The organism is Paenibacillus sp. RC334 (assembly GCF_030034735.1).
Classification (GTDB): domain Bacteria; phylum Bacillota; class Bacilli; order Paenibacillales; family Paenibacillaceae; genus Paenibacillus; species Paenibacillus terrae_A.
On the sequence record NZ_CP125370.1, the window covers coordinates 3790692 to 3804844 of the forward strand.

A 14153-nucleotide genomic window follows, 5' to 3' on the forward strand; every position below is an offset into this window, starting at 1 on the left:
TTACAATCTGCTCTTTTTATTAAACTAACGGGCAGTTTAGTGATGGTGGCTACCGCCAAAAGTCTTGGAATCCCTTTAAAGAAGAGAAATACACTTAACATCAAATTTTGGTTATATCGATTTAGAAGAGTTCTACTAGTAAGTCATAAGTCCATCTCCATTTTTCTTCATAATCGGTTCTAAGCGCCGATTTTAATTCCGTGGAACAATTCAAAAAACGGCCGCTGTTCGCATCGTTTGCGACAGGGCCGTTTTTTATTTTTCGTACGCTAGCTTCAAATTGCTCGGCTTTTCATTTTTTGAGAGGCTGTGAAGTAGTATGACCCCTGCAAAGAACAGATTGGGTAGCAATTCGAAGCTACTTGAAGAAAACAAAACCACTCAAAACTATTAACATCTGGAAACTGATGCGAACAGCGGAACTTTTTTATGATTGTTCCACAAAAGAAATGGGACTTTGGGCGAAACAGCAACTGCCGGCCTTCATTAAGGAGAATAATTTGGTTACGGCGCAAGATGCGCAAAATGCGCTGAAGAACCTGTTTGCCGAGACGATCCAGGAGATGCTGGAGGCGGAAATGGAAACGCATCTGGGCTATGAGAAGCACGATGTGAAGGCCAAGGAGACATCAAACAGCCGGAATGGCAAAAGCAGAAAACTGTGGTCAGCGAGTACGGCGAACAAGAGATCTCCGTGCCACGCGACCGCCTCGTCGAGTTTGAGCCACTCGTGGTGAAGAAGCTCATTGTTCAGCGAAGCGACTCAGAAGCCCATTCGGTATCAGGTGAGGATCGGTTCACAGCAACCATCGACTCTCTGAGCCCTCATGATCTGATACATACTTGCTCTTCTTCCACATCGTTCATCCGCATTCCCTGACAACGATCACTTAATAACGGCTTGCATGCACTATTTTTGCCAAACACTCATAGGGTCCCATGGCTTGATCTGATTGCCATATTTTCCGGTCAAAAAAGCTTTCATGTCTTCCAGCTTAGCAGGCACCTCGTTCCAAATTGGAAGGGGTGGTAACCCTCGTTTGCTTTTCAATAGGATATCCACTGTAACATACAAGCGTTCTGGCTGAATCCAATGAAGAAAGCGGGAAATATCAATTTGCTTGGTCAGGGACAAGGAATCAATTTCGTCATTGTAATGCTTGTTGAACTCGCTGATCAGATTCAGGAGGTAGTCTCTCTGCTCCTTCACGAAGTCCAGGCCGCAGATGGCGCCATGTCCTGGAACAACGATTTCGGGTTTAATTTCATCAATAATGCGATCAAGCACTTTAACCCAATTGAGGGTTCCCTCTTCGCTGTATGCCGTACAACCGTTAAACACGACATCGCCGGCGAACAGCACTTTTTCTTTTGGCATCCACAGCAGCAAGTCACTGTCAGAGTGGGCCGGAGCTACGTTGTAAATCATAACTTCCGTATCGCCAAGACGGATGTTGATATCGTCCTTTATCTCAATATTCGGGAGCACCCATTCTACGCCTTCCAGGTCGAATCCTTCAAATTCCGCTGCAAAAAACCGCTCGCCCGAAGTCGATTCCGGAGACTCCTTTCCTCTTCTAATGACGCTGTCCATCCAGGCGATATTTTCGGTGAGACGCTCTCTGGACGCTTCCTTGTGCATAATAATGCAAGCATCTTCAAACACTTTGTTTCCCCAGGCATGGTCGCTGTTATAGTGCGAGTTCACCACATATGCGGGAGAGCCGCCGTTGCTTACTTCCATAAAAGCCTTCCGCATTTCCCGTGCATGGAACAAATCGAAGAATGTGTCATACACCAGCCCTTCACCCTTGTTGATGAACCCGGCATTGGCCCAACTGATCCCGCGATACGGCGAAATACCGGCAAAGACGCCATCTGCGACTTCAAAAAATTTAACGCGAGGTTTTTGGATAATACGTCCATACTTCATAAAAATTCTCCTTTGCGTATATGTTTTTGGGGTAAGGCATACTGACTATGTCTTTATCATATAGCATAGAACAAATGCAAGCAAGTACTTGCATGCATTTGTTCTATGCTATATGATAGTAACAGAACAACATCACACTACATGGATGGAGGAGCTGCAACATGAAGCTAGTAACCTTTCAAGCCAAGACATCCCAGGAACCTTTGTTTGGGCTTGTAATTAACGAGAAATTTGTCGTGTCTTTTGCCGCAATCATGAAAAAGCAGGGAACATTCATTGACAGTCTTGAAAGTATAGACAGCTATCTTCATTATTTGCCGGCAAGTTATGATGCCGCTAAGGAATTGATGCAATATGCTGTTGAACAGTCGCATCAATTCAATGAAAATGAAATCTGCCCGATTGCAGCGGTAAAACTGCTGCCGCCGGTTCCGAATCCGGCTGCGCTTATCGATTTCGGGCTGACGCCAAGACATCTGAGAAATGCTGGCGTAAATCTGTTGCAAAGAGAATATACAGGGCCGGAAAGAGAAGAGCTTAAACGAAAAATTGCTGAAAAATTCCAGAAAGATCCGAATAAAGTAACTTTCAGTTATTACAAGTGTAACCATAATGCATTAATTGGCGATGGGGATACGATTCATTGGCCTTCGTACTCTTCCTACCTGGATATCGAGCCGGAGCTGGCCTTTGTTACAGGGAAGGGGAACTGCATTGCAGGTTATGTTATTTTTAACGACAGTACTGTCCGCGATGTGCAGTGGCCGGATTTCCAGGCGCTGATCGGACCGACGCGCTGCAAAGATTTTGATCGCAGCAAAGGAATAGGACCATTTCTGGTTACGCCGGATGAAATCGACAACCCGCTGGTACTGGATGTGGATGTACGCATCGGGGAGAGACTGCACTGGAAGGGAAGCACATCCGAGTATTCTGCACACCCTGCAAAAGTGATGGAGGAGGTTCTCAAAGTTTTCACGCCGCTCCCGGGCACGATTATAGGAATGGGACGATACCGGATTGCTGCGCAATCGAGACCGAACAATGGCTGTTGCCCTCTGACCGAATCCAGATTACATTTGATAAATTAGGCACGCTCACGCAATTGGTGCCTGATCATGTCAAGATTACGGAACCAAGCCGCTGGGAAAAAAGAAGCGATTTGCCTTAAATAAACGTTTATGAAAATGATGAACCCCGACCCTGCTGCATATGCAAAACTTGTAGTAGAATAGGTTTAACATATGCAAAAGGAGAAATACAATGCAAACATCAGACAGAATCATTGAAGCCGCGACACGGCTCATCAAAAAGAAGGGCTATCGGGGAGTAAGCACCAAAGCCATTGCAACGGAAGCTAAAGTCAATGAATCTACGATTTTCCGGCAATTTGGAAGCAAGCAAGGCATATTGGAAGCCATCATTGAAAGACATTCGGATATCCCGCAATTTGAGAAGCTGTTAAAAGAGGGCGCGACCGATAATCCGGAAGTCGATCTGCTGAATGTAAGTCAGCAGTACCGTTTGTTTTTCCATAAAAATGCGGACATCATTTTGATTGGCATCCGCGACAAAGGAATGCTACCCGAATTGGACAGAGTGCTGGCCGATCCGCCGGTGAAGCTGCACTCCTTGCTGGTTGAATATTTTGAACGCCTGCAGAAGAAAAAAGTTATAGCCAGACAGGATGAGCGTCTTGCCGCCATGTCTTTTCTCTCGATGTGCTACGGATTTCAGATGAGCGAGCTGATTCACCGGCAATATCAGTCCCAACTCGTCACCGAGGAAGAGTTCTACAAGCACAGTGTCTCATTGTTTGTTAAAGGAATTTTGTCTCAGTCATAAGCTTTGTTGATTTATTTAATGATAAGTTTAAACTTATTAAGTTGGAGGATATTTATGAGTAATAATAAAGAAAACGTAATACTCTATATAAGATTTAAAATTAAAAGTGAAAAAAAGGAAGAATTCAAAGAACTATTATCTGCTAATATGAGAGTGATGGAACATGAACCAGCTTTTGTAAGTGCCGTTCTTTCAGATGATATTGATAATTCAAATGAGGTTACTCTTTTTGAAATCTGGAAAGGAACAAATGAAAGTTGGCTAAAAGAAGAACTTCCTAAACCTTATAGAAAAACATATGAGAATAAACTTGTGGATTTAATCGATGAAAGAATAATTAGTTATCTTACACCAACGAATGAGTGGAGAACTAATTTAACAAACAAATAGATAGATTAATTAATAATTTAAAGAGTGACTTGTCTAAAAAACAGGTAGCTCTTTCTCGTTTTAAAGAAAGGACTGAAACAGAGTCTGTAAACTATATTTTGTAGTCTCCCATACCCACTCTTTCTATTGCAGCCATTATTGTGATACGTTAATTAGTTCTTACCATGCTATAATTCTGTGGATGTTATTGAACTAACGGGACACGCTAGTTTAATAAAACAGCGGTAGTCTAAGACTATATTTTCTGGTCTAAGGCTGCCGCTGTCTTTTTTGTTGGAGCCAGTCTAATACTTTATTTTCTCCTGACACCATGAGTCTTTCTTTCATGAGTACTGTGAGAGTTCAAAATCTGTATTTTATCCTACTTTCATGTCTCCGAATCCACTACATATCCTCATGCAGGAAAATTTCCGATATTTGTTCCTCCGATATCACCTTGAAGCCTTCCTTTTTCAGCAAAGCCGAGGTCACGCCATTCCCCGCTATTTTCCGGTTTTCAAATGACCCGTTATAAATGGCGGCTGATCCGCAGGATGGACTGTTTTCTTTTAAAACAATAAGTGTAGCGTTAATCTCCTTAGCTATGTTCAAAGCTTCGTATGCACCTTTAATGTACATCTCACTGACATCGTTGCCCGAGGACTCAACCACCTTGGCTTTACCGTTCAGTACATCCTCCCCCGTCCCGTCCACAATTTCAGCAGGCGGTCTCGGCGTCATAAAGCCCCCCCAACAGTTCAGGACAGATGGTCATAGCCTTCTTTTCCTCTACCAACTTCTGAATATGTACGTCCAAGCTATCCGTCCCGTTATACCGCACCTTCATCCCTGCCAAACAAGAACTTACCAAAATCATCTGCTTCCACCTCATGTCCGTTGCTTTTCACAACTTAAGTCATTTAAGTATAATCAAATTTTCTCATAGAGTCATCGTACGAAAAATAAAACTTCCTTCTTCCATATCAATCAGGGTGCTTCTTCTACCGTATGACATTAAAAATGAAAAAAGCGAAGCTGCTGCCCTCTGTGTGTTCACTACAGGTTTGCATAAACACTTTGTACGGATAAAATGGCAGCCAGCAAAAAAAACAATAAGCCCTCTTATCATTGCACACCTCCATATTCTGTTATTTGTCTATAGAATACGATTTGAAATGTGGAGGTGTGTGAAAATCTTACTTTCTATCCCCATAAATTGTTGCGGAGCAGTTTTCGGAGTACAGGCACGGATGGGCACCTGCCCACATACAATAAACAGATCACAAGCCCGGTAAGGTACCATAAACCGGTAAGTTCGCAACTACCTCAGGAGGTGTCAACCGTGCCCGGACTATTTAGCGCTATCGCTCTGTTCATCAAGGAATTGACGCTACTCGTCTCTTACGTGAAAAACAACGCCTTTCCGCAGCCATTGACTGAGAAAGAGGAAGCCCGACACCTGAAGCTGTTTGCCGAAGGCAACGCGCAATCCCGCAACACACTAATTGAACACAACCTCCGATTAGTGGCTCATATTGTGAAAAAGTTTGATAACACCGGTGAAGATTTGGAGGACCTGATATCCATCGGCACCATCGGTCTGATCAAGGCCATTGAAAGCTTTCAGACCGGGAAAGGCACTAAGCTGGCAACGTTTGCGGCCCGTTGTATTGAAAACGAAATTTTAATGCATCTTCGCTCATTGAAAAAAACACGTAAAGACGTATCTCTCCATGATCCTATAGGGACCGACAAGGAAGGTAACGAAATTACTTTAATTGATATCCTCGGCACCGAGGCGGACGATATTGTGGATAAGGTACAGCTCAAAATAGAGAAGAGTAAAATCTATCGTAACCTGGATATTTTGGATGAGCGTGAAAAAGAAGTGGTTATTGGTCGATTTGGCCTGGAAGCCGGGGGGGAAGAACGTACACAACGGGAAATTGCCAGAGAACTGGGTATTTCGCGTTCGTATGTATCCCGCATTGAGAAGCGAGCGTTAATGAAGCTGTACCATGAATTTTACAAACAGAAGGGGTAATGGGTTCCGCTTAAATAATAACTATTTTGCTATGTATTTTCATTGAAAACGCAAATAAAAGCCTGTAGTGGTTTTCTACACTACAGGCTAAAAATGCTTGATATTATTGAGTATTTTTACTTCGTCAGGACAAGCTCCTCCGCTAGTTGCTCTCTTGGATTGAATTTATTTTCCTACATACTCATCCAAAAAGCGATCTACTCTTTTGAAATATTCAGTGGGGTAATGGTTGATGGCATCGATGTGCTCCGTATTTTGCGGGTACCATACTTCTGCTTTTGGGTTATCTTTTAAGGACTCGTAAATAATTTCTGTATTTTTATAACTAATTTGCTGATCTCCAGTACCATGAATGAGCATAACTGGCTTGTCTTGCATCTTTTTTACCGCATCCATAGGAGATATGGAATCAAGATCAACCTTAAAGGCCCAATTTGCCATCCATGTCGATGTATAACTGAATGGAAACGCAGGTAAACCTGAAAAGAAGGGCAAACCCTCTCTCAGAAATAGACCAGCATTACGAAAAGGACTATCCGCAATTACAGCTTTGATGTCATCACTTTCACTTGCGGCTAGCAAAGAAGTAGCAGCACCCATTGAAAAGCCGATCACTCCAATGTTATCACCCGTATGGTTTCTGGATTTTAAATAGTCTACAGCTCCCAGCAAGTCGTATTTTTCATTGAGACCCAGTGTAATCAAATTACCATCGGATTTACCTTGCGAGCTGAGGTCAAATGCCAATACATTGTAGCCTTTCGGAACGAAATGCTCTACTAACTTTTGGGTCCGCCCTTTGACTAAACGATTGCTCGTATATCCATGGACGACAATAATCGTCTTATTATTTGCTTTACCAGAAAGACCACTTGCAGGGAAGAAGGAACCTCTAATCGTATTATCATTTTTCAAACTCTTGAACTCGACCTCTTCGTAGGGAGTTTTATCGATATTCAATTCGTAGCTGACGTTAGTGTCTCTAGGATGGTGCAACAAGGTGTCTACTACTTTATAAGATATAAAAAATACAAGAGCCATCACAAGCAAAAGCACGATCCCTAGGCTCCATAAAATTTTCTTTCGTTTTTTCACACGAACGTTAAATGTCAGATCAGGTTGTAATGATGTTTGACTCATTCAGACTCCTCCAGTTTATCTTTAGGTTGTATGGGTGCGAACAAATACAAGGCATGCCCCTTCAGATTTTCCCACTCGGGATGATGAATAATACTTTCTCCAAGAGTTAAGCCCACTCCATTAAAGAAAGAGATATAGGCACGAGAGATCATTGCTGGAGAAAAGCTTTTGTTGAATTCTCCCATTAACTGTCCCTTGGCATAGACGCATTCGATCGCATCTGTCATTACCTTTGTACTTTCAAGGACTTTCTGTGTAAGTTCAGGGAATCTTATTCGTTGTCCTAAGACAGATTGAACAAGCCGCAATTCATTTGTATATAAGTAGATGTGGTTGAATTGTTCTGCCACCATGTTCTTAATCAATACGCCCGGCGTCCCCTCTTGTTGTAGACAAGCAAGCGATTTCGCCTGAATATCAGCAAGCGGCTCAAGGACAGCGGCGTAGTATAAAGCTTCTTTGCTAGGGAAATATTGAAAAATGGTTCCAGGAGTCACTCCCACACTCTGCGCAATGATAGCCGTTGTGGTATTAGAATATCCACTTTCTGCGAACAAGACAACAGCTTCTTCAAGGATACGTTTACGCCGCTCCAGTCTTTTTTCTTCATTGATGGGTCTTGCCAAATGTATTCCCCTTTCTTTAAACTAAACTTTAATTAATTAAATGATCATTTATTTAATTAATAATGTATCTTAAATTACGACTTATAGCAAGAGTGAATTTATCTTACTTACGAGCAGGATGAACCTCAACATATAAAAATAAGCCGGAGTGCTGCCCAACATGCGCCTCCGGCTTATTTTTATCAGGTTATTTTGGATGAGTACACGTTCCGCCTTCCTTAAATTTGATAAACCATGAAGATTTGGAGGACCTCATATCCATCGGTACCATCGGATTGATCAAGGCCGCCGGAGGTGAAGAACGTACACAGCGGGAAATTGCCAGAGAGCTGGGGATTTCGCGTTCGTATGTGTCCCGCATTGAGAAGCGTGCATTAATGAAGCTGTACCATGAATTTTACAAGCAGAAGGGGTAAAACATGTTAAGCGCAAATATATGAACTGCTTTAGGGTCCCAATAGGGGCCTTTTTCGTAATTATATCGCTTAAACTCTATCATAAAAACATTTGAACAGTTGTTCCATCTTAATGTTAGGAATACGCGGGGGTTGCTTATACTGTATGTGTCGTCATCAACAGCATTCTAGCAATAACTGTATATACAGCCTTGCGCTCATTTGCGAATTGAGGCAATCCAGTGCTATATCTAACCCGGGTTTACTTCCGTCCATTTGAAGCTATGTAGACGACAATCTCTACCTGTTGATGAGTATTGGTGTGTTTTTTCTGGCAGTCGCAATATGTATTTTAATATTAGGTAATATATTTATTGATAGGTTCATATAAATATAAATTATAATTTCAACAATATTAAATAATTTAACTAATGGAGGAAATCCAACATGACAAAATTTAGTCAGAATCCAAACGATTATTCTTTTTCAATTGATCCTGTCGTTATAGCAGAAGAAAATGTTTCAACTAATGGTGATACCAAAAATACTTTTCCAAAAAATATTTTAATTGATAATAATCTTTCTTGGGAAAGCAGCTTGAGCGGTAGAGGTGGAGAAATTGTATTCAAATTAGATGAAGGCAAAACGATTAATGATATCCTCTTGGCTCAGCCAACCTTTAAAGCTTTTATCCTAACGTTTTCTCTTCATGGTTCTAACGACGGAGAAAACTGGTTTAGATTAGGTGCAGTAGAAGCAGTGCCAACTACTGCAAAAACGACCTATCAATTCAGTAATGAGATTCCTTTTCAATATTATAAAATAACTGTACTTTCATCTGGCCTGAACAATACAACAACCTATTATGGTGTACGATATATTCAGTTAAGAACCGCTTCAATCAATGGCGTTCCAGCCTACAGAAATTCCAATTTAAATCCCGCTATTGCGGAATAAAAATCAATGTGAGCATACTGCATCAATTCCTATATGCACATATACAAAAGAGGGGCTGGCTAATGCCACCCCCTTCTTTTTATTGAATTTTTTGAATCATGTTATAAATCATTTCAGCCGCTTCGGCGCGTGTGATTTCCTGTTTTGCACGGAAGCTTCCATCTGGATATCCTTGTACTAAATTAATTTCGGTTAGACCAAGTACATCTTCTCTGGCCCATTCCACAATTTGAGAGGCATCTGAGTAGATATTGCTTTCTTGTTGTGGCGTAGCCTTGATAACGTTGTTCACCATTTTAGCCGCCTGCTCCCGGTTAATAACGCGATCTGGAGCAAATACCTTGTTACTAAATCCACGAGCGACCTGATCTTTAATCGCTGTTTTCAATAGATCAACATACCACGCTGATGGATTGATATCCTCGAAGCTTAAAGCCATATCCGTTTCGAGCGGTAATTTCAGGGAACGGACGAGCATCGAAGTGAACTCCATACGTGTTACAGGTCTGCTCGGCTCAAAAAGGGTTTGGGTCATACCCTTCACTACCCCCAAATCTGCAAGGGCATTAATCTTATCTTTATTAAATGCCCGTTCAATGTCACTAAAGCGATTGGGCTTCGTTTCGACTGAAGGTGCTTGAATGATTGCTGTTTCAGTCAACTCCTCTACATCGGGCCGTATCGGCTTAACAATCCCCCCACCTCCTGCTCCAACGCCTGAGGCTGAGGCTTCAGTACTCCCCGTTGTTTTACCGTTCGCTTGTTTTGCAATGGTACGCTTTCCTTGGCTGTTTTCTGCCCAAAGCTGAACTGCATACGATTGTTTCTCTTTAAGTTGACTCCAAATAAAGCTTCGATCCTTACCACGATATAATTCTGTTTGTCCTTCACTGGTGAGCACGAAAATATCATTTTTGTGTTCTGATTCCCAGTGGATCATAAACTCGCTATTAGTCGTCTCCGTTTTCGAAAACGCAAATTCTGGAGACGGTAACGTTTCTACCTCGCCTTCTGTCTGTTTACCTTCACCGCTTGTGTTAACCGGTTTAACGGTAATACGATACACCATAGAGCTATCCAATCCGTCTACTTTAAAATGGGGCTTGACCGTATCGCCGATAAGCAGACCATTTTGGTACACATGGTAGGTATCCGCACCAGGAGCTTCTTTCCACGTAACTACCAGATCGGTATCTGTTACATCTTTAAATGTCAGCTCATGATCTGGTATTTGGCCTGGGAGCGCACGATACGTAAATGGAGTCCACTCACCTGCGCCCGTTGTATTGACAGCTTGAATGCCGAACGAATACATCGTACCAGGTTGGATACCTGAAAGCTTGATACTAGTATCCTTGGTATCCACGATTTCACCAGTATCTTTCCGAATTACAGCATATTGATAAGCATTTTTGGCTTCATCCCAGTTCAGCAAAATCTGGCCATTCCCTAGCTCTGTGACTTTGACGTTTTGCACTTGAGGTGGAAGCGTAAGCAGTTCTTCCCGCACAGGCTGACTGAACCCACTACTATTACCGCTGCTCACCTGAAAATCGTATTTTTTTCCACCTTCTAATCCGGATACGACTACACGTGGTTCAGTGCTGTAATAATCCTGGCTATTGATTGTTACTTTATATTTGGTCGCCCCATCGACTGGGTCCCAAACAATGGCAGCATCATGTTCCCGAATATCTACTGCCACAAGTCGTACAACCGATGAAGGTAGCGTTAATGCGTTGATAGTCGTATCTCCGCCTATACCACTTCGATTGTAGGCTCGGATTCGAATATTTGCAGTCCTACCTGCGGGCAATCCATCAAAAGTATAGGCATGGCTTCCCCGGGAAATCCGCACATCTGGCTCATCATTAACATTCAAGATGTATCCGTCAGCCCCCTGCACATCTTGCCAATCCACACTGACAGAATATACATCATTCACCACACTCGCCAGCGTAGTTACCCGATCAGGTAATGTGATGACCCTCAAATGAGCATAATCTCCAAAGCCGGTTGCATTTTCAGCGGAAATGGAATAATCATACTCCGTTCCTGCCTGAAGTCCGTGATCAGCGAATTCAGTATACACATCCTTATAAACAGATGCTTTGTCCCGCTCCAGAGCATAGTATGTCGCCGTGATTACACGATTCCATTTCAAGTCGATTCCATCGTCCTTCACGGTTACATTTTGGAATCCGCTCGGGCTATCTGGCAGGCTTAAAAAAGACACATGCTTGGCCGCACCCTCTCCGGCGGCGTTTATAGCTGATACAGAAACATCGTAAAATTCTCCCGATTTCATCCCCGTAATTGGATTATACACATCCTGTGTAACAGTATCCTTAAATATGACTTCCCCCGTACTAACATCCGTTGCTGTAATCTTATAGTTGTCAGCTGAAGGCACTGGCGTAAAATCAGCCATGATTTGTGCTGAAGTACGAGAAATGGTTCGTAATCGGATCTGATCCGGGGCATCAGGTAACGTTAACACACGAACTCGATTGGAATAAGCATTGCCTCCCACGTGATTACTGGAACGCACTTCATATTCGTATTGACACCCTCCCTGTAGCCCTTTGTCTGTAAAAGAATTTGTCGGATGCGTAACATCCCAAATCTCATTCGTCGTTAAATTCCGGATGGTATAGACGTAACCATCATCAAGGCCCGATGGAAGAGTCCATTGCAGATCGACCTCTGTATTTCGTACGGATGACGCAGAAAGCTCAGCTGGCTGAGGCTGCTTCTGAATGCGAAGTGCTCTGCTGACCGTTTCAGAAATGTTACCCGCCTGATCTTTAACCTTGGCATGAACATACCATTCACCTTCCTTTGAAAGGTTCAACTGAATTCCTGTATCAGCAGCTGCATCCCAATGTTCGGGTACATCAGGGCTGTTCGTGATTTTATACTGCATCGTGGGTGGTTCGATCCCCGAATGCTGGTCAGTATATCGTATCCCCACTTGAATGCTCGTATCCTTCCATTCACGCGAATCCGGTGTCAGCTGGATCATCGGGGGTTCCAAATCAACATAAGATGTTGCGAACACCGGATCACTCCGATTTCCAGCCGCATCCACAGCTTGAGCAGTCACTTTTACGATGCCAGAGCTATTTAATACTCCCGATGAACCAGGAACATAATGGCCAGAGCCCATTTGATATTCGTAATGCACTGCTGAAATATCCGTTCCACCCGAAATAGCAAATTGTACCGGCTTATTGGTGTATCGGGTGGGCATCGTCACCTCGGAAAACGTAACCTCCGGGGGCGTTGGCCTGGTTCGATCAATCATGACCGATTGAGTCACGATTGGACTAGGCACGTCCAGATTATTGATCGTTCGTGCTGATAGTTCGTACAGCCCTTCCGCATTTAGTGTAAAAACGCCATTATATGTCTGCCACTCCCCTGCTGAACTCAAACGATACTGCGTCATCTTGATTCCATTTACAGGATCACTTCCTGAATCAATGGCAATATTCACATTGTTGATCGTTGGACCCACCTCGCTAGCTCGGATAGCAGGAGCAGTCGGTCCCTTTTTATCAATAGTGACTTCCTTGCTTACTTCTTGGCTCACATTACCTACATTGTCTATGGAACGGGCATAAACCGTGCTTTTGCCATCTTGATTAACATGGAATGCTCCACCATAATCTTGCCAACCTTGATTGACAACGCCCGTCACGCGAAATTGTGTATGGGCCAGCCCAGAATAATCGTCCGCTCCTGGCTGCAATGTAATGGTATAGTCATTACTGTTGCCCGTTGCACTTATGATCGGTGGCGTCGGCGGCATTTTGTCTATCCTGACATTCCCGGAAGAAAGACCACTGTACTGGTTGTTCACGTCTACAGTCCGGGCATAGATTGTATTTACACCATGATCATATACAGTAAAGGGTCCTGTGTACTGTTGAAATGCTCCACCATTTAGGCTGTATTCATAGTATTTTAGCCCTTCAGGTGCCACGTCTCCATTGATCCAAACCGTTACAGGTCCTTTGGTCCACCCCGTACTTGCTTGGCCCTCAGCCCCTGCATTAATCTGGGGTAATTTAGGCATCAGATCTGATTTGGGGATGACACGGACTCCAAACTTGGATATTTCATTACCAGTCTGCTGGTTAGTACCCATAGCTCTAAAATACCGAATATCTTTTAACGTAATAGAGTCTGTGATCTCTACCCATTTCCCTTGATAAGAGCTACTGGCATAAAATTTTGTGACATCGGTCCATGTATATAAATTCGTTCCATTAGGCTGCCAACTGTTACCCGCTGCTGCATTAGATACAAATATATCAGTATGGTAAGACCCTTCGATATAAACAAAAATCTTATAATCCGATGTCTTAATAGATCTTCCAATATCAACAAAACGTTCTGTCGGCTGCACCACACCCTCACACTTATATCTTGCTGAACCCGTACCATTATAAACTTCAGTTGCTCCTATCCCATTTCCTGACCATAACCCCCAACTGTCACCCCCACCAGGTAAATTATTTTGGCAAAAAGGTCCACCGATGATCTCTTGGGTAGCAGCTGATACCCTATCTGGAAATATAGGAAAGGCAGTTAACATGATCATTACAGCTAAAAATCCATATGCCCACTTGCTATACTTCCTTACCTTTCGCTTATTTTTTGGATACATACATTTCTCCCTTGCTTTATTTTATTTTCAAAGAGTTTCACAAACTCGTTTCGGCTAAAATAGAAAAAGCACCCCAAACGAAGGCGGTTAAGCCTAAGTTTGAGGTGCTTCCTCAAAGTAACGAGTATGTTTTGAAGTTATTATACTTCGTTCTAAACGTAATGTAAAC

General features: G+C 42.9%; 9 protein-coding genes and 3 pseudogenes. 7 read left to right on the top strand and 5 right to left on the bottom strand.

Annotation, left to right across the window (positions count from 1 at the left end; translation table 11 throughout):
- Positions 1-449: 449 nt before the first annotated feature.
- Positions 450-742 (top strand): annotated as a pseudogene (locus QMK20_RS17410) (transposase); the annotation flags it as partial.
- 168 nt (positions 743-910) lie between these two features.
- Here the strand turns inward: QMK20_RS17410 and QMK20_RS17415 are convergent.
- Complete coding sequence (locus QMK20_RS17415) at positions 911-1933, bottom strand: MBL fold metallo-hydrolase (protein ID WP_283652590.1); 1023 nt, start codon at positions 1931-1933, stop codon at positions 911-913.
- A 161-nt stretch (positions 1934-2094) separates the two neighbouring features.
- Between QMK20_RS17415 and QMK20_RS17420 the strand changes: the two genes are divergently transcribed.
- The 3 genes from QMK20_RS17420 to QMK20_RS17430 all read left to right on the top strand — a co-directional run bounded on the left by QMK20_RS17420 (position 2095) and on the right by QMK20_RS17430 (position 4168).
- A complete protein-coding gene (locus QMK20_RS17420) occupies positions 2095-3024 on the top strand; it encodes a fumarylacetoacetate hydrolase family protein (RefSeq protein ID WP_283652591.1) in 930 nt (309 codons plus the stop codon).
- Positions 3025-3196: 172 nt separating this feature from the next.
- A complete protein-coding gene (locus QMK20_RS17425; protein WP_283652592.1) occupies positions 3197-3778 on the top strand; it encodes a TetR/AcrR family transcriptional regulator in 582 nt (193 codons plus the stop codon).
- Positions 3779-3832: 54 nt separating this feature from the next.
- The gene (locus QMK20_RS17430) at positions 3833-4168 is read left to right on the top strand and encodes an antibiotic biosynthesis monooxygenase (RefSeq protein ID WP_283652593.1); all 336 of its coding nucleotides are present in this window, start codon (positions 3833-3835) and stop codon (positions 4166-4168) included.
- Positions 4169-4552: 384 nt separating this feature from the next.
- On the opposite strand, the pseudogene QMK20_RS17435 reads toward QMK20_RS17430, so the two are convergent.
- Positions 4553-5024 (bottom strand): annotated as a pseudogene (locus tag QMK20_RS17435) (2-thiouracil desulfurase family protein).
- A 465-nt stretch (positions 5025-5489) separates the two neighbouring features.
- Here QMK20_RS17435 and sigK point away from each other — a divergent pair.
- Complete coding sequence (gene sigK / locus QMK20_RS17440; protein ID WP_014282571.1) at positions 5490-6191, top strand: RNA polymerase sporulation sigma factor SigK; 702 nt, start codon at positions 5490-5492, stop codon at positions 6189-6191.
- 165 nt (positions 6192-6356) lie between these two features.
- On the opposite strand, the gene QMK20_RS17445 is transcribed toward sigK, so the two are convergent.
- Both QMK20_RS17445 and QMK20_RS17450 read right to left on the bottom strand, forming a co-directional pair.
- Entirely contained in the window at positions 6357-7331 is a 975-nt protein-coding gene (locus QMK20_RS17445) for an alpha/beta hydrolase (protein WP_283652594.1), read from the bottom strand.
- Positions 7328-7957 carry a TetR/AcrR family transcriptional regulator gene (locus QMK20_RS17450; RefSeq protein WP_283652595.1) on the bottom strand — a complete coding sequence of 210 codons (630 nt, stop codon included), beginning with the start codon at positions 7955-7957 and terminating at the stop codon, positions 7328-7330. Before QMK20_RS17450 ends, QMK20_RS17445 begins: the two co-directional genes overlap by 4 nt.
- 284 nt (positions 7958-8241) lie before the next feature.
- Here QMK20_RS17450 and QMK20_RS17455 point away from each other — a divergent pair.
- Positions 8242-8373, top strand: a pseudogene (locus tag QMK20_RS17455) (sigma factor-like helix-turn-helix DNA-binding protein); the annotation flags it as partial.
- A gap of 426 nt (positions 8374-8799) precedes the next feature.
- Complete coding sequence (locus QMK20_RS17460; protein WP_283652596.1) at positions 8800-9309, top strand: discoidin domain-containing protein; 510 nt, start codon at positions 8800-8802, stop codon at positions 9307-9309.
- Between the two features lie 79 nt (positions 9310-9388).
- On the opposite strand, the gene QMK20_RS17465 is transcribed toward QMK20_RS17460, so the two are convergent.
- Positions 9389-13984, bottom strand: a complete 4596-nt coding sequence (locus QMK20_RS17465; RefSeq protein WP_283652597.1) for a fibronectin type III domain-containing protein — start codon at positions 13982-13984, stop codon at positions 9389-9391.
- Positions 13985-14153: the final 169 nt, after the last annotated feature.

What these genes read in the sequence shown, in the direction of transcription:
- QMK20_RS17460 (WP_283652596.1), top strand. Translation starts at nt 8,800, where the DNA reads ATGACAAAATTTAGTCAGAATCCAAACGATTATTCTTTTTCAATTGAT.
- QMK20_RS17445 (WP_283652594.1), bottom strand. Translation starts at nt 7,331, where the DNA reads ATGAGTCAAACATCATTACAACCTGATCTGACATTTAACGTTCGTGTG.
- QMK20_RS17420 (WP_283652591.1), top strand. Translation starts at nt 2,095, where the DNA reads ATGAAGCTAGTAACCTTTCAAGCCAAGACATCCCAGGAACCTTTGTTT.
- QMK20_RS17430 (WP_283652593.1), top strand. Translation starts at nt 3,833, where the DNA reads ATGAGTAATAATAAAGAAAACGTAATACTCTATATAAGATTTAAAATT.
- QMK20_RS17415 (WP_283652590.1), bottom strand. Translation starts at nt 1,933, where the DNA reads ATGAAGTATGGACGTATTATCCAAAAACCTCGCGTTAAATTTTTTGAA.
- QMK20_RS17465 (WP_283652597.1), bottom strand. Translation starts at nt 13,984, where the DNA reads ATGTATCCAAAAAATAAGCGAAAGGTAAGGAAGTATAGCAAGTGGGCA.
- QMK20_RS17425 (WP_283652592.1), top strand. Translation starts at nt 3,197, where the DNA reads ATGCAAACATCAGACAGAATCATTGAAGCCGCGACACGGCTCATCAAA.